This is a genomic window from Micromonospora noduli (genome assembly GCF_003264475.1).
Classification (GTDB): Bacteria; Actinomycetota; Actinomycetes; order Mycobacteriales; family Micromonosporaceae; genus Micromonospora; species Micromonospora noduli.
The window spans coordinates 196,314-215,186 of sequence record NZ_PYAC01000023.1 but is presented as its reverse complement, the minus strand read 5'-3'; the positions used below and the strand labels follow the sequence as shown (position 1 = coordinate 215,186).

16 protein-coding genes are annotated in these 18,873 nt (G+C 71.5%); 7 read left to right on the top strand and 9 right to left on the bottom strand.

Annotated features, from left to right (window positions below; genetic code table 11):
• Positions 1–61 precede the first annotated feature (61 nt).
• Positions 62–763: an ACT domain-containing protein gene (locus MED15_RS23085; protein WP_112699414.1), complete on the bottom strand. Its 702-nt coding sequence runs from the start codon at positions 761–763 to the stop codon at positions 62–64.
• Positions 764–913: 150 nt separating this feature from the next.
• Between MED15_RS23085 and MED15_RS23080 the strand changes: the two genes are divergently transcribed.
• Complete coding sequence (locus MED15_RS23080; RefSeq protein ID WP_112736911.1) at positions 914–1,993, top strand: phosphotransferase family protein; 1,080 nt, start codon at positions 914–916, stop codon at positions 1,991–1,993.
• On the top strand, positions 1,993–3,204 hold the full coding sequence (locus tag MED15_RS23075) for an acyl-CoA dehydrogenase family protein (RefSeq protein ID WP_112736909.1): 1,212 nt from the start codon (positions 1,993–1,995) through the stop codon (positions 3,202–3,204). The genes MED15_RS23080 and MED15_RS23075 overlap by 1 nt, the downstream gene beginning before the upstream one ends.
• Before the next feature lie 279 nt (positions 3,205–3,483).
• Here the strand turns inward: MED15_RS23075 and MED15_RS23070 are convergent, their stop codons facing one another.
• The 6 genes from MED15_RS23070 to MED15_RS23045 all read right to left on the bottom strand — a co-directional run bounded on the left by MED15_RS23070 (position 3,484) and on the right by MED15_RS23045 (position 10,126).
• The gene (locus MED15_RS23070) at positions 3,484–4,530 is read right to left on the bottom strand and encodes a LacI family DNA-binding transcriptional regulator (RefSeq protein WP_091400709.1); all 1,047 of its coding nucleotides are present in this window, start codon (positions 4,528–4,530) and stop codon (positions 3,484–3,486) included.
• Positions 4,531–4,612: 82 nt separating this feature from the next.
• A complete protein-coding gene (locus tag MED15_RS23065; protein ID WP_112736907.1) occupies positions 4,613–6,034 on the bottom strand; it encodes a GH1 family beta-glucosidase in 1,422 nt (473 codons plus the stop codon).
• The gene (locus MED15_RS23060) at positions 6,031–6,873 is read right to left on the bottom strand and encodes a carbohydrate ABC transporter permease (RefSeq protein WP_091400707.1); all 843 of its coding nucleotides are present in this window, start codon (positions 6,871–6,873) and stop codon (positions 6,031–6,033) included. Before MED15_RS23060 ends, MED15_RS23065 begins: the two co-directional genes overlap by 4 nt.
• Before the next feature lie 10 nt (positions 6,874–6,883).
• On the bottom strand, positions 6,884–7,855 hold the full coding sequence (locus tag MED15_RS23055; RefSeq protein WP_112585003.1) for a carbohydrate ABC transporter permease: 972 nt from the start codon (positions 7,853–7,855) through the stop codon (positions 6,884–6,886).
• A gap of 109 nt (positions 7,856–7,964) precedes the next feature.
• Complete coding sequence (locus MED15_RS23050) at positions 7,965–9,254, bottom strand: ABC transporter substrate-binding protein (RefSeq protein WP_112585001.1); 1,290 nt, start codon at positions 9,252–9,254, stop codon at positions 7,965–7,967.
• Positions 9,255–9,562: 308 nt separating this feature from the next.
• Positions 9,563–10,126 (bottom strand): plasmid pRiA4b ORF-3 family protein, encoded by a 564-nt coding sequence (locus MED15_RS23045; RefSeq protein ID WP_112584999.1) that lies wholly within the window; start codon positions 10,124–10,126, stop codon positions 9,563–9,565.
• Positions 10,127–10,276: 150 nt separating this feature from the next.
• Between MED15_RS23045 and MED15_RS23040 the strand changes: the two genes are divergently transcribed.
• Positions 10,277–11,023: a pyrimidine reductase family protein gene (locus tag MED15_RS23040; protein WP_112584997.1), complete on the top strand. Its 747-nt coding sequence runs from the start codon at positions 10,277–10,279 to the stop codon at positions 11,021–11,023.
• A gap of 4 nt (positions 11,024–11,027) precedes the next feature.
• Here the strand turns inward: MED15_RS23040 and MED15_RS23035 are convergent, their stop codons facing one another.
• Positions 11,028–11,777, bottom strand: a complete 750-nt coding sequence (locus MED15_RS23035; RefSeq protein WP_112584995.1) for a hypothetical protein — start codon at positions 11,775–11,777, stop codon at positions 11,028–11,030.
• Entirely contained in the window at positions 11,770–12,288 is a 519-nt protein-coding gene (locus MED15_RS33855; protein ID WP_192581137.1) for a SigE family RNA polymerase sigma factor, read from the bottom strand. Before MED15_RS33855 ends, MED15_RS23035 begins: the two co-directional genes overlap by 8 nt.
• 235 nt (positions 12,289–12,523) lie before the next feature.
• Between MED15_RS33855 and MED15_RS23020 the strand changes: the two genes are divergently transcribed.
• From MED15_RS23020 to MED15_RS23005, 4 genes are read left to right on the top strand one after another with little or no spacing between them, the layout of a single operon-like run.
• Positions 12,524–14,275, top strand: a complete 1,752-nt coding sequence (locus tag MED15_RS23020) for an ATP-binding protein (RefSeq protein ID WP_112584990.1) — start codon at positions 12,524–12,526, stop codon at positions 14,273–14,275.
• 18 nt (positions 14,276–14,293) lie between these two features.
• The gene (locus MED15_RS23015) at positions 14,294–15,442 is read left to right on the top strand and encodes an exonuclease SbcCD subunit D (RefSeq protein WP_112584988.1); all 1,149 of its coding nucleotides are present in this window, start codon (positions 14,294–14,296) and stop codon (positions 15,440–15,442) included.
• Positions 15,442–17,916: an AAA family ATPase gene (locus MED15_RS23010; RefSeq protein WP_112584986.1), complete on the top strand. Its 2,475-nt coding sequence runs from the start codon at positions 15,442–15,444 to the stop codon at positions 17,914–17,916. The genes MED15_RS23015 and MED15_RS23010 overlap by 1 nt, the downstream gene beginning before the upstream one ends.
• Complete coding sequence (locus MED15_RS23005; RefSeq protein WP_112699347.1) at positions 17,913–18,872, top strand: hypothetical protein; 960 nt, start codon at positions 17,913–17,915, stop codon at positions 18,870–18,872. Before MED15_RS23010 ends, MED15_RS23005 begins: the two co-directional genes overlap by 4 nt.
• Position 18,873: the final 1 nt, after the last annotated feature.

The following is an 18,873-nucleotide window of genomic DNA, read 5'->3' as shown; positions in this document are numbered from 1 at the left end:
CCCGAAGAGACTAGATCAACAAGTCCGAGCCCTGCGGACCGCCCGGTCGACGGGTGGCGCCTCAGGGATTGGCGCTGACCGGGGGCGCGCCCACCAGGTCGAGTCGGTCACCGAGGATCACCGCGCAGGCGCGGACGAGCTGGGTGAGCCGATCCACCTCGGTGCTGTGGAACGCCGCGGCGGAGAGGGTCTCGCTGCGCTCACGGGCCACCACCAGCACCAGGCCCGCCCGGCCGAACGGCGCGATCGCGTGGTGGGTGCCGTCGGGCGTGGTCATCGACCGACCGCGCAGCGGGGTCACCTCCGGCAACCGCGGGGGTACGGGAGCACGCCAGCTCGCGTACCCCACTGTCGCCCCGCCGCCCCCGCTCCGCGAGGCCCAGTCGACCGGCACCACGGCGGCCACGGCCCAGTCGGCGGCCAGCAGCCCCGGCACCGCGTCGACCAGGGTGGCCAACCCGTCGGCCGGGTTGGCCGCGACCTGGGCCAACAGCTCCGCGTCCTGCCCGGTGGTGGTGGGCGCGCCGATCGCCCGCCACACACCGTCCACCCGCACCCCCGGTATCGCCGCGAGGCCGGCCAGCAGTCGCTCCACCCGCGCCGCGCCCGGCCAGACGACAGTGAAGTCGTCCACCGCGCGCCCGCCGAGCCGTTCGAGGACCACCACCTGGACGATGTCCGCCCCGGAGACGCCCAAGGTGCGGGCGACCTGACCGAGGGTGCCCGGACGGTCCGGCAGGGTGACCCGAACTCGCAGCAACATGTCTGTCCCTCCGCTCGGCGGGCCGGCGAGAGAGCGGCCGGCAGGCTGACCCCAGCCTGGTAGTTGACCATTTCGTCGCTGTTGCAGGGGCATGTCCCGAGCGGAAATTCTGACCTTGACAACGTGAGCGGGCTGCCATCAACTAGTCGGATGAGCGATCCGGCCGTCGACGCGTCCCGGCCGGAGGCCGTTCCCGTCTCCCCGGCAGGGCTGGCCCTGGACCGCCTCGCCGACTATCTGGCAACGCGCCGACCCGAGCTGGCCGTCGGGCCGCTGCGTGCCACGCTGATCGCGGGCGGCAAGTCCAACCTCACCTACCTGCTGCGTCTCGGCGACCGCGAGGTGGTGCTGCGCCGCCCCCCGCTGGGCCACGTGCTGGCGACCGCGCACGACATGACGCGCGAGTTCCGGGTCATCTCGGCGCTGGCACCGACCGATGTGCCGGTCCCGGGCGCGCTGCTGCTCTGCACCGACCCGGAGGTGATCGGGGCGCCGTTCTACCTCATGGAGCGGATGCCCGGCGAGGTGTTCCGCACCCGCGCGCAGACCGACCCGCTGGGCGACGAGCGCCGCCGTGCCCTCGCCATGGCCATGATGGACACGCTCGCCGCGCTGCACAGCGTCGAGCCGTCCAGCGTCGGGTTGGCTGACTTCGGCCGCCCCGAGGGCTACCTCGCCCGGCAGGTCCGCCGCTGGGCCGGGCAGCTCGACCGCTCCCGCAGCCGGCCGCTGCCCGGCATCGACGAGCTGCGTGACCTGCTCGCGGCGACCGCTCCGGAGGGTGCGAACGCCGGCCGGATCGTGCACGGCGACTTCCGGCTGGACAACCTCCTCGCCTCGGCCGACCCGGTCGCCGTGCACGCGGTGCTCGACTGGGAGATGGCCACCCTCGGCGACCCCCTCGCCGACCTGGGGCTGCTGCTGACGTACTGGGACGTGCTCGGCGGCAGCGACACCGCCGCTGGCAACCCCGTCGCCGACGGGCTCGGCCCGCGCGCCGGCTTTCCCACCGGCAGCGAGCTGATCGACAGGTACGCCGGACGCAGCGATGTCGACGTCGGGCCGCTGCACTGGCACGTGGCGCTGGGCTGTTTCAAGCTCGCGGTGATCTGCGAGGGCATCCACTACCGCCACACGCTCGGGCAGACGCTCGGCGAGGGCTTCGACCGGATCGGCGAGATGGTGGCACCGCTGGTCGCGCACGGGCTGACCGCTGCCAGGGAGCGCTGATGGACTTCTCATACGACAGCCGGACCGAGGAGCTGCGCGACGAGCTGACCCGGTTCCTGACGGAGCACGTCTACCCGGCCGAGGCCGTGCACGCCGAGCAGGTGGCCGCCGGGGACCCGTGGTCGCGTACCCCGGTGTTGGGCGAACTGAAGGCGGAGGCCCGCAAGCGCGGCCTGTGGAACCTCTTCCTGCCCGACCCGCGCTACGGCGCCGGCCTGACCAACCTCCAGTACGCCCCCCTGGCCGAGCTGACCGGGCGCAGCCCGCACCTCGCGCCGGAGGCGGTCAACTGCGCGGCACCGGACACCGGCAACATGGAACTGCTGGCCGAGTTCGGCTCGGAAGCGCAGCAGAAGCGCTGGCTGATGCCGCTGCTGGAGGGCGAGATCCGTTCCGCGTTCTGCATGACCGAGCCGGACGTGGCATCCTCCGACGCCACCAACATCGCCACCCGGATCACCCGCGACGGCGACGAGTACGTGATCAACGGACGTAAGTGGTGGTCGTCCGGGGCCATGGACCCGCGCTGCGAGATCTTCATCGTGATGGGCAAGACCGACCCCACCGCCGACCGCCACCGCCAGCAGAGCATGGTGCTGGTCCCCCGGGACACCCCCGGGGTGACAGTGCGCCGGGGCATGACCGTCTTCGGTTACACCGACGGTTCCCACGGCGGGCACGCCGAGATCGACTTCACCGACGTCCGGGTGCCCGCGGAGAACCTGATCGGCGCCGAGGGCACCGGCTTCGCCATCGCCCAGGCCCGGCTGGGGCCGGGCCGGATCCACCACTGCATGCGGTTAATCGGAATGGCTGAGCGGGCATTGGAGCTGCTCTGCCGCCGCGCGAACGAACGGATCGCGTTCGGCCGACCGCTGGCCGAGCAGGGCGTGGTCCGGGAGTGGATCGCCGAGTCCCGGGTCCGCATCGAGCAGGCCCGGCTGCTGGTGCTCAAGACGGCCTGGCTGATGGACACCGTCGGCAACAAGGGCGCGCACACCGAGATCCAGGCCATCAAGATCGGCACGCCGGCGATGGCGGAGTGGGTGATCGACAAGGCCATCCAGGCCTACGGCGGCGCCGGTGTCAGCCAGGACACACCACTGGCCGCCCTCTGGGCGCAAACCCGCACCCTGCGCCTCGCCGACGGTCCCGACGAGGTGCACCGCAACTCCCTGGCCAAGCGCGAACTCCGCCGCTGGGCCCCCTAACCCGGGCCCACCGCTCACCCGCCCACCACGCACGCCGGCGCCCCGCATGCCCCGCGCCCCGCAGGCCCCGCACGCCACTACACCCCAAGATCGTGCTCGATCCTGGATGTAGTGGTGTGCGGTCGCCGGGAGGCCACTCAATCCAGGATCGAGCACGATCTTGCCCCGCCGGCCTTCTTGATCATGAGGTTGGCGAGTCGGGATGCCAGAAATGTCCAGGCCAAGTCCATGATCGACGCGCCGTGCGGGGCGCGGCGTGTGGGTTCCTGGACGGGTGGGTTAGGCGGAGGCTCGGTGGACCAGTTGGGTGTCCAGGAGGATGTGGGAGGCGGGTAGCTCCTCGCCACGGATCCGGGCCACCAGCAGGCGGGCCATCTGCCGGCCCATCTCCTCCACCGGCTGGAAGACAGTGGTCAACGGCGGTTCGGCCTGTCGGGCGATGGTCGCATCGTCGAAGCCGATCACCGCGACGTCCTGCGGAACGCGCCGGCCGGCCTCGCGCAGGGTACGCAGTGCGCCGAACGCCATCAGGTCGGACGCGACGAAGACCGCGTCCAGGTCCGGGCAGACCTCCAGCAGCCGGCGCATTCCCGCCGCGCCGCTGCCCTCGCTGAAGTCGCCGTACGCGATCAGGTCGGGGTTGACGCTGGCGCCGGTGGCCTTTACCGCGTCGGTGTAGCCGGCCAACCGGGCCAGGCCGGCACCCATGTCCTGCGGACCGGCGATGGTGGCGACGCGTCGCCGCCCCTGCCTCGCCAGGTATTCCACGGCCTGCCGGGCTCCGCCAACGTTGTCCACGTCGACAAACCAGGCCGGTTGGGCGCCGGGTTGCAGCATGCGGGCGGGCCGACCGCCGAGCACGGCGGGCAGGCCACGTTCCTCCAGCAGCGTCGGCAGCGGGTCGGAGTCGTGCAACGACAGCAGCAGTACGCCGTCGACGTGCTGGTTGGTGAGGTGGTGCTCGACCCGTTCCCGCTCCACCGGCGACTGTGCCATGGCCAGCCAGAGCTGCATCGGCGTCTCCAGCAACCCGGAGCTGATCCCCCGCACGATGCTGGCGAAGAACGGCTCGGTGAAGACCCGCTCGCCGGATTCGGACACCACAAGCGCGACGGAGTCGGTCCGCTGGGTGACGAGCGCACGGGCGGCCCGGTTCGGCACGTACCCCAGCTCTGCGATGGCCTGTTGGACCGCGGCCCGGGCCTCCGGGCTGACCTGGGGCGAGCCGTTGACCACGCGGGAGACCGTGCCCCGACCGACGCCGGCACGCGCCGCGACCGCGTCGAGGGTCGGGCGCCCGAGCGACCGGGTGCGCTGCGTTGTCATCGTCTGCTCCTCCGACGGCGGGCGGACCCGGCGCCACCTGCGGGAGGTGGACGCCGGGGCCGTCCTGATGGCTGGCCCGAGCCTATTGTGCGGCCAGACCGTTGCGCCGGATCACCGAGGCGTACCACTTGGCGCTGGACTTGGGGGTGCGGACCTGGCTGTCATAGTCGACGTGGATCATGCCGAACCGCTTGGTGTAACCCCAGGCCCACTCGAAATTATCCATCAACGACCAGGCAAAGTATCCCCGCAGAGGCACTCCGGCGTCGATCGCCTCGTGGGCGGCGCGCAGGTGGGCATCGAAGTAGGCCAGCCGATCGACGTCGTCGACCTGCCCGTCGACCACCGAGTCGACGAACGCCGAGCCGTTTTCGGTGACGTACAGGGGCAGATCGGTGTAGCCGTTCACCCGGCGCAGCGTCTCGGTCAGACCCGGGGCGTCGATCTCCCAGCCCATGTCGGTGACCGGAACACCGCGGGTGACGAACCGGACGTCCTCGCTGCCCGGCCAGCACGAGGGGGCCGGGTCGGCCTCGACGCCCTCGACCGGCGCGGCGACCACGTGCCGGCTGTAGTAGTTGACCCCGACCAGGTCCAGCGGCGTGGAGATGGTCGCCAGGTCGCCGTCGCGCACGTGCTCGAAGTCGGTCACCGTGCTGAGGTCGGCCACCAGGTCCTCCGGGTACGACCCGCGCAGCAGCGGGTCGAGGAAGAACCGGTTGGCCAACCCGTCGATCCGCCGGGCGGCGTCCCGGTCGGCGGGACTGTCACTGGCCGGGTCGACCGGGTAGAGGTTGACTGTCACGCCCACCTCGGCGGCCGGCCGGGCGGCCCGCAGTGCCTGCACGGCCAGGCCGTGACCGAGCATCAGGTGGTGTCCGGCTCGCACCGCGTCCGCTCCGTTGGTGCGGCCGGGGGCGTGCACGCCGGAGCCGTAGCCGAGGAACGCGGAGCACCACGGCTCGTTCAGCGTGGTCCAGTAGCGCACCCGGTCACCGAGCGCGTCGGCCACCAGGGTGGTGTAGTCGGCGAAGCGGGCCGCGGTGTCCCGGGCCGGCCAGCCGCCGGCGTCTTCCAACGGCTGCGGCAGGTCCCAGTGGTAGAGGGTGAGCCACGGCTCGATGCCGTTGGCCAGCAGCTCGTCCACCAGCCGCCGGTAGAAGTCCAGGCCGCCCGGGTTGGCCGCGCCGGTGCCGGTGGGCTGCACCCGGGACCAGGAGACCGAGAAACGGTACGACTTCAGGCCCAGCTCGGCCATCAGCGCGACGTCGTCGCCGAGGCGGTGGTAGTGGTCGCACGCCACGTCCCCGGTGTGTCCGGCGACGACCCGACCCTCGGTGTGGCTGAAGGTGTCCCAGATCGACGGGGCACGGCCGTCCACGGCCGCCGCTCCCTCGATCTGGTACGCCGCCGTCGCGGCCCCCCAGAGGAATCCGGGTGGAAAGGTCAGCCCGGGGCGCTCGTCGAGGACATCGACGGCGGGTGGGCTGGCGGGGTTGCTCACGACTTGACGGCACCTTCCATGATCCCGCCGATGATCTGGCGGCCGAACACGAGAAAGACGATTACCAGGGGGATGGTGCCGATCGCCGTGGCGGCGAACACCTGGGAGTAGTCGGTGTAGTAGGCGTACGAGAGGAAGGAGAGCGAGACCTGCAGGGTCGGGTTCTCCGGGGTGAGGATGGCGTACGGCCACAGGAACGAGTTCCAGGTCTCCATGAAGGTCAGCAGACCGAGGACACCGGCGGCGGGACGCAGCGCGGGCAGCACGATGCTCCAGTAGATCCGGAACGTGCTCGCGCCGTCGACGCGGCCGGCCTCGATCAGCTCGTCGGAGATCGCCTGGCTGGCGTACTGCCGCATCATGAACACGCCGAAGGCGGTGACCAGGAACGGCACGGTGACCGCGTAGAGGGTGTCGTACCACCCCAGGTCCTGCATCATGCCCCAGAGCGGGATGAGCCCCATCTGGGTCGGGATCATCATGGTGACGATGATCGCCAGCAGGAGGGCGTTGCTGCCGCGGAACTTCAGCTTGGCGAAGGCGAACCCGGCCAGCGAACCGGTGAGCACCACCGACAGGGTGACCACCGAGGAGACGATGATCGAGTTCATCATGCCGGTGAGGAAGTTGGCGGCGTCGTTGTCGAGCACCCGCCCGAAGTTGTCACCGAACGCGCCACCGGGGGTCAGCGGCGGCGGCACGTCGTTGATGTTGTCCAGGCTGCGACTGCCGATCACCAGCATGTAGTAGAACGGGTAGATCGACAGCAGCGCCGCCAGGACGAGCGCCAGGTAGGTCAGCGGGCTGGTGCGCCACAGGCGCTGGGAAGCCGAGATCATCGATCTCTCCTCACTTCGCCGAGCGGCGGACGAGTAGGAAGTTGAACAGCGACACCACGATGATGATCATGAAGATCGCCCAGGCGACCGCGGCTCCGTAGCCGGCGGTGTTCAGGTTCACGATGCCCATCTCGTACATGTACATGGCCAGCGTCTGGAACTCCCGCTGGTTGCCGCCGATGATGTTGCCGTTGCCGAAGAGCAGGGGCTCGGTGAAGAGCTGCATGCCGCCGATCGTGGACAGGATGACCACGAAGATGAAGGTGGGCTTGAGCATGGGCAGGGTGATCTGCCAGAACTGTCGCCACGGACTGGCACCGTCGATCTCCGCGGCCTCGTAGAGGTCCTTCGGGATCGCCTGCATGCCGGCGAGCAGGATCAGGGTGTTGTACCCGGTCCACCGCCAGTTGACCATGGAGGAGATGGCCGTCCAGGAACTCCACCGGTGCCCGTCCCAGTCGACCGGGTCGACACCGACGAAGCTGAGCAGCCAGTTGAACAGGCCGAACTCGCGCTGGAACAACATCCCGAAGACGATCGCGACCGCGGCCACCGACACCACGTTCGGCATGAAGATGGCCATCCGGAAGAAGGTCTTGGCGCGCAGGAGGCTCCGGTTCAGCAGGTTCGCCAGGAAGAGGGCGAGCAACAACTGCGGGATGGTCGACAGGGCGAAGATGCCGAACGTGTTGACCAGCGCGTTCCAGAAGTACTCGTCGGACACCAGCCGGGTGTAGTTGTCGAAGCCGATGAACGTGTGCTCGCCGATCATGTCCCAGTCGTGCAGCGACATCCAGGCGGTACGCAGCATCGGGTACAGCCCGAATACGCCGAAGATCAGGAAGAACGGGGCGATGTAGAGGTACGGCGAGTACTTGACATCGAGGCGGTTGAATAACCTTCCCCGTCGACGTCGGCGATCGACGTCGGGAGAAGGCGGTGCTGCTGGCGACGGCCGTGCCGTCGTGGCCGACAGGCTCATGCGAATTTCCTTTTCCAGCGAGGCCCGGGGGCCCTCGCGCAGGGCGCTACGCGGAGGGGACCGGCCGGTGGCGTCCGGGAAACCCCGAACGCCACCGGCAGGGAATCACTCAGAAGGCACCCTGAGTCTTTGCGTCCTTCGTGAACTGCTCCCAGGCCTTGGCCTTGTCGGCCTGCCCGTTCTCGAACGCCCGCAGGGCCGGCTCGAGCGCGTTCTCCTTCACCGCCTGGTGCTTCGGACCCAGGTGGATCGGCTGGATCTTGGCGACACTCTCCCCGAAGATCTTGCCGGTCGGCGCGTTGCTGAAGTACTCGTTGGTGTAGCCGAGGAAGGCCTCGTTCTTCAGCGCCTCCAGGTTGGTGGGCAGCGGGCCCTTGAGCTTGAAGGCCTCCACCTGGCTCTTGGCGTTGGTCAGGTACTCGGCGAGCTTCGCCGCCTCCTTCGGGTACTTGCTCTGCGCCGGAACCGCGAGCCACGAGCCGCCCCAGTTACCGCCGCCGCCCGGCACGGACGCGACGTCCCACTTGCCCTTGTTGGCCGGACCGGAGTTGTCCGACACGATGCCGAGCATCCAGGACGGGCAGAAGGTGGCCGCGAAGGTGCCCTGCTTGAAGCCACCCGACCACTCCGGCGACCAGGTGGACGCCTTGGCGGAGATGTCCGCCATCGAGGTGGCGGTGTCCCAGGCGTTCTTCACCGCGGGGCTGGTGTCCGCGATGATGTTGTCTTCCTTGTCGTAGAACAGGTCACCGTTGCCCTGGAAGAGCACACCGTTGGAGACGGCGGTGATCGAGTCGATGAACGCCTTGCCGCCGCTGCCCTGCTTGTACTTCAGACCGGCGTCGTGGAAGCCCTTCCAGTCCGGCCAGAGCGCCGACACCTGGTCGCGCTCGGCGGGCAGACCGGCCGCCTGGAACAGGTCCTTGCGGTAGCAGACGGCGAGGCTGCCGACGTCGGTCGGCAGACCGATCAGCCGACCGTCCGGCGCCTTGCCCAGCTCCCACTTCCAGGGCAGGTATTCCTTCGAGTGGTCGGCGACCAGCGGGCTGAGGTCGGCCCAGTTGCGCGCGTTGGGCTTGAACTCGTTGAGGATGCCCTCTTCCAGGGCGGTGACGTCCGCCGCGCCCTTGCCGGTGGCCAGGTAGCGGACCAGCTTCGGCCGGTACTCGCCGAGCTGTGCGGTCTTGCGCAGCTCGACCTTGATGCCGGTGTCCTTCTCGTACTGCTTGACGAGCTCGTCGTAGCCCATCTCGCCGAAGGTGTCGACGACCAGCTTGGCGGGCTTCTCGCCGGCCGCTGGCTTGTCGTCGTCGTTGCCGCAGGCTGCGAGACCGCTGACCGCGGTGATCGCGGCCAGGGCAGCGGCCGCCAGGCGGGTACGCCGCGTGGTGACACTCATTCGCTGACCCCTCTTTCCGGTGGTGAGGCTGATGTGTGTGGTGGGGGGTGCCCATCGCGCCGGGCCGGGGTCCGTGAGTGACACACACCACCTCCGGGAGCGCTCCCATGAGATTGCCGGCGGGTAACGGGAGTGTCAATAGGACGTTGGGAGCGTTCCCAGATCGTTACCGCTGACCACTCACACCGCACCAACCCCAACCACACCCCCCGCCCCACCCCGGCGATCAAGAGGTTTCGGTCAGGAAACGGAGCCCTGCTGACGCAAACTTCTTGATCAACAAGGCGGGGGCCCGATGGGCGGGCGGGTCAGCAGAAGTGGCGGAGGAGGGTGGTTGCGCGGGTGGGGTCGAACCGGGACGGGTCGAAGGTCGAACCCGCCCAGTCGCGCAGCATCGCGTGGCGGGAACTGACGGGGTCGGCCGTGGCGCTCTGGTCGTCCAGGGCTTCCAGGAGCGCCTGGTAGCCCAACGGCCCGCCGACACCCTCCGGCGGGCAGGCCCGTTCGCCGGCCAGGCAGACCGGGTACCGCTCGTCGGGGTCGGCGGTCAACGCGTCCTCCACGACCAGGTCGTGCTCCCACCAGTCGCCGAAGTCGTACGTGTAGGAGAACCGGCTGCCCTTGCCGAGCACCGCGTCGAGCCGCACGTCCAGCTCGTCGTGCAACGCCAACTCCCCGTCCGGGTCCGGCTCGCCGTACTGCACCGCGTCGATCTCGAACGAGTGCAGGTGGCAGTCCCGCCAACCCATCGCGTGCTGCACCACCCGGTGCAGCCGGTCCAGCGTGTAACCGGCCGGCACGAGCACCCGGCGCCACACCGGTGGGCGGGTCCCGGTGAGGGACATCTTCAGCTGGAAGATCTGACGCGACATGCTGTCCTGTCCTCCCGCGGCTTAGGCTGCGAGCATGATCTGCCGAGCGTGCCGGGCCCGGCGACACGACGACTGCCCGGGCCGGAACTGGTGCGACTGCCAGCACCGTACCGCCGAACCCACCCCTCCGGTCACCGGTCCGGCCGGCGAATGACCGTCGGAATTCCGATCCGACGGCTCTGGCCCGAGCCGTCGACGCAGCCGCTCGACGACGCCGCGCTGACCGCCCTCTACGGCCGCGCCGACAAGCCCCGACTGCGGATGAACTTCGTGGCCAGCCTGGACGGCGCGGTCACCGTGGACGGCTACTCCGCCGGGCTCTCCGGCGAGCCGGACAAGCGGGTGTTCGGCCTGCTGCGGATGGTCTGCGACGCACTGGTCGTGGCCGCCGGCACACTTCGCCACGAGGGGTACCGAGCGGTCCGGCTCAACGAGCGCCGCCGCGCCTGGCGCCGTGCCAACGGGCTGGCCGAGTACCCGACGCTGGTGGTCGTCTCCGGTTCGCTCGACCTGGATCCGGCGCAGGCCGCCTTCGCCGACGCGCCGACCCGCCCGGTGGTGCTCACCCACGCCGACGCCGATCCGCCGCCCGGGCTGACCGACGTCGCCGACGTGCTGCGCTGCGGCGCCGAGCGGGTCGACCTGGCGGCCGGTCTCGCCGAACTGCACCGCCGCGGGCTCACCCAACTGCTCTGCGAGGGCGGCCCACACCTGTTCGGCGCACTCACCGCCGCCGACCTGGTGGACGAACTGTGCCTCACCGTTTCGCCGCTGCTGGCCGGGCCCGGCCCCGGCCGGATCACCGCCGGCGACGCCGCACCGCCCCGGCACCTGCCACTGCGCCACGTGCTCGCCGCCGAGGACGGCGTCCTCCTGCTTCGCCACGCCCGTCCGTGAGACCTCAGTCGATGAGCACCGCCCCGGGGGCCCACGGGATCTGGTATCGCCGGCCGTCCTCGGTACTCGCCCAGACCTGCACCTCTTGGTACGGCTCGGCGGCGACCACCTCGACCACCGCGCCCCGCGGCGCCGCGCCGAGCGGATGCGGCACGCCGTTGGCGACGACCTCGACGGTACGCCCCTGAGGAGCCTGGGCGAGGACGTAGAGCCGGCCCCCGGAGCGACGGGCCACGGCAACGCCCAGCCCACTGCCGGCGGATCGGACAGCCGCGCAGACCACGTCACCGTCGACGCAGGCCAGGTCGTACGAGAGGTGGTCGAGCAACCGGCGCGGTTCGCCCACGTCCGGGGCGGTCAGGACCTCGACCGCCTGTCCCCCGGCGGCCCGCTCCTCGGCTCGTGGTTCGCGCCGGATCAGCACCAGCGTCTCCGTACCGACCCGGCCGACCGCCACGACCTGCGCCTGCGTCACCGGTCGACCGTCGGGACCGACGATCCCGGCCGGAACCTCGGCAGCGGCGATCAGCCCGGTGCCCCCACCCTCGCTACCGCCGCCGCGACCGGCCGGCCCCAGTTGCGGGAGCAGCAGTGCCCCGGCGGCGACCACCACGGCCACCGTGCCACCTGACAGCAGCAGACGCCGACGGCGACGCGCCCGGCTTCTCGTGACGACCCGTTGGGCGAGACCGGGTGGCAGCTCCACGGTCGCGACGGCGTGGTCGAGCAGGGCGGCCACCTCGTTGTCACGCATGGTTCTCCTCCGCGAGGTCGAGGTCGAGTGGGGGACCACCGGCCGCCTCTAGTCGGGCCCGCAGGCGGTGCAGGCCACGGGAAGCCTGGCTCTTCACCGAGCCCACAGAACATTCCAGTTCGGCAGCAGCCTCCGCCTCCGAGAAGCCGAGCCAGTACCGGACCACCACCACCGCCCGCATCCGCGGTGGAAGCTCCCGCAGTGCCGCCAGCAGCAGCTCCCGGTCGTCGACCCGGGTCGTCTCATCCTGCTGCGGCACCGCGTCCGGGAGGCCGGCGACCCGACGTCGGTTCCACGGCGAGCGCCACCGGCTGACCAACCGGTTCGTCATGGCACGACGCAGGTAGGCCTCCGGTTGCCGTTGCCGGACCACGTGCCAGCGCGGATACGCCTGCTCCAGCACCTCCTGCAGCAGGTCCTCGGCGTCCGCCCGCTGCCCGGTGATCAGTACGGCGAAGCGGAGCAGTCGCGGGCCGCTCGTCGCGACGAAAGCGCCGAAGTCGTCACTCATACGTGCTCCATGCCTAGGTAACGCGACCGGCGCCTCGGGGGTTGAGTCCGGACCTCGCGCGGTGACACGCCTACACGACTCCCGCCCACCTCATGCGCTCGGTCGAGCACCCAGCGTCATGAGTGTGACGGCGCATGGTGTCGTCCGACGCGTCGCGTGGCGACCTGTCGTACTCCTCGGGCAGGATGCAGGGCATGCGCGCCGACCGTGATGCCCGACCGACCCGAGTCGCCCGATGACCGACGCCGACCTCGACAGCCCTGGCGAGGCGGTCGGGCGGGTGCTGGGCACCGCCGACGCCACCCCGTTGCAGTTCTGGACGGCCGTGGCGCCCGGCAGTTACCTCCAGCTCGACGACGTGGTGGTCACGCGACGGGAGCTGCCGGACCGGGAGCCGGTGACGATCGCCGGGGTGGTGACCCAGGTCCGCGCTCGGCACGAGGGCGCCCAGTTCGACTCCGACGTGTTCGCCATCGCCGACGGCACGCTGCCCGCGCAGGTGCAGGAGGCGGCCGAGGTCACCACCACCCGGGTCGATCCCGAGCTGTACGTGCCGCCGACCCCAGGCGCGGTGGTGTTCCGGGCCGAGGGCGACGCCCGGGCCCGCGCGCTGCACTTCGACCGGATGGAGCGGCGCATCCCGATGGGGATGGGTCGGGACGGGGTCCCGGTCTACCTCAACGCCGACTTCCTCGACGGCAGTCGGGGTGCGCACGTCTCCATCTCCGGCATCTCCGGGGTGGCCACCAAGACCAGCTTCGCCACCTTCCTGCTCTACTCGGTCTTCCGCTCCGGGGTGCTGGGCGGCGACGCGGTCAACGCCAAGGCGCTGATCTTCAACGTCAAGGGTGAGGACCTGCTCTTCCTGGACCACCCCAACACCCGCCTCGACGATCCCACCCGCGCGGCGTACGCGAAGCTCGGGTTGAGCGCCGGCGCCTTCCCCGACGTGCGGGTGTACGCCCCACCCCGGGTCGGCGACTCGGCCGGCACGCCGGATGTGAGCAGCCGGCTCACCGGGGTGGATGCGTTCTACTGGACGCTGAGCGAGTTCTGCACCGACCGTCTGCTGCCGTACGTCTTCGCCGACGCCGACGACGAGCGCCAGCAGTACACGATGGTGGTCCACTCGGTGGCCGCGCACCTGGCCCGCTACGCCCAGCCCGCCGACGGCGGGGTGAGCATCGACGGGGTCCGCCTCGGCTCCTACGGCGACCTGGTCGACCACATCGTCGATCAGCTCAACGACGACGAGACCCGCTCCGACTGGGCGGGCAGCGCGGTGGGGTTGGGCACCGTCAACGCGTTCGCCCGGCGGTTGATCGGCAGTAAGAAGGACCTGGCCCGGCTGATCCGTGGCGACCTCGCCACCCGCCGCCCCCACTCGATCAACACGAGCGAGTCGGCCCAGGTCACCGTGGTCGACCTGCACAACCTTCCCGACCGCGCGCAGCGGTTCGTGGTCGGTGTGACGCTCAAGAGCGAGTTCGAGCGCAAGGAGAAGTCCGGCACCGCCAAGCCGCTGCTCTTCGTCGTCCTCGACGAGCTCAACAAGTACGCCCCCCGGGAGGGCTCCTCGCCCATCAAGGAGGTCCTGCTCGACATCGCCGAGCGGGGCCGTTCGCTCGGGGTGATCCTGATCGGCGCGCAGCAGACGGCGAGCGAGGTGGAGCGGCGGATCGTCACCAACTCGGCGATCCGGGTGGTCGGCCGGCTCGACCCGGCCGAGGCGTCCCGCCCGGAGTACGGTTTCCTGCCGCCCGCGCAGCGCCAGCGGGCGTTGCTGGCCAAGCCGGGCACCATGTTCGTCAACCAGCCGGACATCCCGGTGCCGCTCTGCCTGGAGTTCCCGTTCCCGGCCTGGGCCACCCGGGTCTCCGAGGCGGGCCGGGCACCATCGGAGACGCTGCGCTCGATCACCCAGTCCGCCGACCCGTTCGCCGTGGTGGGCTCCGGCGGCGGCACCGACGACGACATCCCGTTCTAGCTAGGGGCCGGCACAGCCATGAAGATCCTGCACACCTCCGACTGGCACGTGGGAAAGGTGCTCAAGGGGCAGTCCCGGGCCGACGAGCACAAGGCCGTGCTGGCGGGGGTGATCGAGATCGCCCGTGCCGAGCAGCCGGATCTGGTGATCGTCGCCGGTGACCTCTACGACACCGCCGCGCCCAGTTCCGAGGCGACCCGCCTGGTCACCAGGGCGTTGACGGCGCTGCGGCGGACCGGCGCGGACGTGGTGGCGATCGGCGGCAACCACGACAACGGCCCGGCGCTGGACGCGCTGCGCCCGTGGGCCGATGCCGCCGGCATCACGCTGCGCGGCGGGGTGCGGGAAAATCCGGACGAGCACGTCATCGACGGCACCACCGCCGGTGGCGAGCGGTGGCGGCTGGCCGCGTTGCCGTTCCTGTCCCAGCGGTACGCGGTGCGCGCGTTGGAGATGTACGAGCTGACCGCCGCGGAGACCAACCAGACGTACGCCGACCACCTGGGCCGGGTGCTGGGGCGACTGACCGAGGGTTTCACCGAACCGGACCGGGTGCACCTGGTCACCGCGCATCTGACGGTGACCGGCGCGGCCACCGGTGGTGGCGAGCGCGACGCGCACACCGTGTTGGGCTACGCCGTTCCGGCCACCGTCTTCCCGGCCACCGCGCACTACGTGGCGCTGGGTCACCTGCACCGGGCGCAGCGGGTCGCGGGCCCCTGCCCGGTGCGGTACAGCGGCAGTCCACTCGCTGTGGACTTCGGTGAGCAGGAGAACATTCCCTCGGTGACGATGGTCGAGGTGACGGCCAGCACCGCCGCCCGGGTGCGGGAGGTGCCGGTGACGGCGGCGAGCGCGCTGCGCACGGTGCGGGGCACCCTGGCCCAGCTCGCCGAGATCGAGGCACCGGACGCGTGGCTGCGGGTCTACGTGCGGGAGCAACCCCGCGCCGGCCTGCGCGAGGAGGTTCAGGAGCTGCTCCCCCGGGCCCTGGAGATCCGGATCGACCCGGAGCTGTTGGCCGCGCCGGGCAGCGGCGCGCGCATCGCCCAGCGGTCGGGGCGTTCGCCCCGGGAGTTGTTCGCCGACTACCTGGACAGCCGGGGCCACGCCGACGAGGGTGTCCGGGAGCTCTTCGACGAGCTTTTCGAGGAGGTTGAGCACTGATGCGTCCGATGCGGTTGGACATGGCCGGGTTCACGGTCTTCCGGGACGAGACCACAGTCGACTTCACCGACGCCGACTTCTTCGCGCTGATCGGCCCGACCGGTTCGGGTAAGTCGACAGTGCTGGACGCGATCTGCTTCGCCCTCTACGGCATGGTGCCGCGCTGGGGTGGTGCCCGAGGGTTGGCGAACGCGCTCGCGCCGTCGGCGACCGAGGCGCGGGTGCGGTTGGTCTTCGAGTCCGGCGGCGCCCGTTACGTGGCGACCCGGGTGGTCCGCCGGGACGGCCGGGGCAACGTGAAGACCGCGAACGCCGGGTTGCAGCTGATGCCGGCCGGCTTCGACGTGACCAAACTGGACACCGGTCTGAGCCCGGACGACCTCGGCGAGGTGGTGGCCGGCACCCCCGCCGAGATGGAGCAGGCGGTGCTGGAGGCGGTCGGGCTGCCGTACGAGCAGTTCACCAGCTGTGTGGTGCTGCCACAGGGGCAGTTCGCCGACTTCCTGCACGCCAAGCCGGCGACGCGGCAACAGATCCTGGTCAACCTGCTGGGCCTCGGCGTCTATGAGGACGTGCAGAAGAAGGCGACGGCGCGCGCCGCGCAGGCGGAGGCCCGGCTGGAGGCGGTCGACCAGGTGCTCGCCGGGTTGACCGGCGTGGACGACGAGGCGTTGGCCGAGGCCGACGCCCGGGTGGAGCGGATGGCCGAGCTGGCGGCCGCGGTGGCCGAGGCGGTGCCGGAGCTGGCGGCGGCCCGGGTCACCGCACGGGAGGCCGCGGCGGCGCTGACCGCGCTGGACGACGATCTGACCGTGCTGACCGGGGTGCGCGCGCCGGCTGGGGTGACCGCTGTCGCTCACGCGGTCGCCGCGGCGCGGGCCGACGCCGAGGCGGCGGCGACCGCGGTGTCGCTGGCCGAGGAGCGGGAGGACAAGCTGCGCGGTGAGCTGGCCGCCGCCGGTGACGAGAGCGCGCTGCGACTGCAACTGCGGGCGTACGACGATCGGGATCGGCTGTCCGGCGAGGCCGACACGGTCCGGGCGACGGTGCGCGCGGCGAATGACGAGCATGCCGCCGCGGTGGCGGCGCTGGCCGCCGCACGGGTGGTCGCCGAGCGGGCCGACGCCGAGCTGGAGGCGGCCTTCCGGGCGCACGAGGAGGCGAAGGCCACCGACCTGGCGGTGAGTCTGCGCGTGCATCTGCATGCCGGCGCGGCGTGCCCGGTGTGCGAGCAGCCGGTGGCCGAGGTGCCGGCGGTGCCGGCCGATTCGGCGGTGGCCGCCGCGACGGCGGCGGGCAAGGCCGCGCGGGCCGCGACCAAGGCCGCGCAGGCGACCGTTCAGGAGCGGGACACGGCGGCGCGGGAGCTGGAGCGGCTGCTGGTGCAGGCGCGAGCCCGGCAGGAGCAGATGGAGGCCCGGCTGGCCGAGCTGGACGGGCAGCTCTCCGGCGCGGCCGAGCCGGCCGTGCTGCGCCGGGAGTTGGCCGAGCACGCCCGGTTGCGGCGTGCGCTGGAGGAGGCGGCGACCGCGGTCCGGGCCGGCCGCGAGACCGCTCGGCAGGCCCGGGCCGGGGTGGACGCCGCCGAGGAGCGGCTGCGGGCGGCGTGGCGGGCCTTCGACACCGCCCGTGACGGGTTGGCCCGGTTCGGCCCACCGGCGACCGATCGGGACGACGTGGCCGCCGCGTGGGCGGCGCTGACCGGGTGGGCGACCACCGAGGCGGACCGCCGCCGCGCCGAGCGGGCCGGTCGGGCCGCCGCCGTGGCGGAGGCCGAGTCGCTGGCCGACGGGGTGCAGCGGGCCATCGCTGGCATCTTCGCGGCCGCCGACGTGCCGGTCGGGGACGACCCGGTGCACGCGGCGACAGTGGCTGTGGAGCGGGCCGACGCCGACCGGCGGCGGCTGCACGAGCGTCGCGAGCAGGCCGGGACGTTGCGCGAGCAGCGGGCGGGGCACGAGCGGGAGGCGCAGGTGGCGCGCGCGCTCGCCGGGCACCTGCGGGCCAACAACTTCGAGCGGTGGTTGCTGGCCGAGGCGTTGGACCTGCTGGTCGACGGCGCGTCGGGGATCCTGCGCGAGTTGTCCTCCGGGCAGTACGAGCTGGTGCACGACAAGGGCGAGTTCGTGGTGGTCGACCACCACGACGCGGGGCTGCGTCGCGGCGTGCGCACCCTCTCCGGCGGTGAGACGTTCCAGGCGTCGCTGGCGCTGGCGTTGGCGCTCTCCGAGCAGTTGGCCGGGATGTCCACCACGGCGGCGAGCCTGGAGTCGATCGTCCTGGACGAGGGTTTCGGCACGCTCGACGCCGCCACCCTGGACACGGTGGCGGCGACCCTGGAAAACCTGGCGGCCCGGGGCGATCGGATGGTCGGCGTGGTCACCCACGTGCCCGCGCTGGCCGAGCGGATTCCGGTCCGCTTCGAGGTGCGCAAGGATGCCCGGTCCGCGCGCGTGGAGCGGACGGGCCGGTGAGCGACGCCGCGTTCTTCGTGGATTCGTGGGATCCGGCGTACGGGGCGTCGTTCGAGGCGTCCGCCGCCGGGCCGGCCGCGCCGAGCAGCGCCCAGGTCGACGCGGATGTGGAGTTGCCCGCCGTGGACTGGCGGGCGATCGGGGTACGCCCCGGGGTGCGGGCGCCCGACGTGGTGTTGCTGGTCGACGGGGTTCGCCGCATCGACGCGAGCATCTGGACGGCGGAGACCGACGGCCTGTCGTTCCCCGGGTTGGCCGCCTCGTACGCCGCCGGGGTGGTCCGGTGTGACCTGGGGCGGGGTGCGGCGCAGTTGGCGGGTACCCGGGTTGGTCGGGGCCTGTTCACCGCGAGCCCGTCGGCGCAGGATGTGGTGGCGGGCGCGATCCGTTACCCGGTGCACCGGGTGGGTGGCACCGGTGAGCTGGCGAAGTTGCCGGCCGCCGTGCAGGGCCCGCTGACCGCGTTGGAGGTGGCGGTGTCCGACGCCGCCCGGGTCGACGGTGACCTGTTGGTGGTGGACGGCCCGCTGCGCAGTCGTCGGCAGTTGCCGCGCACCCTGGGCTACATCAAGACGCAGCACAGTCAGTACCTGGATGCCCGGCTGACCGCTGTGGTGACGAGTATGGCCTCGGGTGAGCGCTCCCCGGTGTTCCGGCTCGGCACCGCCTGGGGTGGTTGGTCGTGGTATTTGCGGCTGCCGGTGGCGATCGGCGCGCCGTGGGCGGGCATCGTTCGGGTGGAGTGCTCCGCCGACCTGCCCGTCGAGGCGGCGATCGAGCTGGCCGACCTGTCGCTGGTGACCCTGCCCCGCTTCGCCTCCACCCCGTACAAGGATCCTCGGGCCCCGCAGAACCTGATCCCGATCGCTGGCCTGGAGCGCCGACTGCGGGCCCTGCTCGGCGATTCCCGGCTGCTGCACCGCGCGCTGACCGCCGCGGCCCGCGCCGCCCGATGAG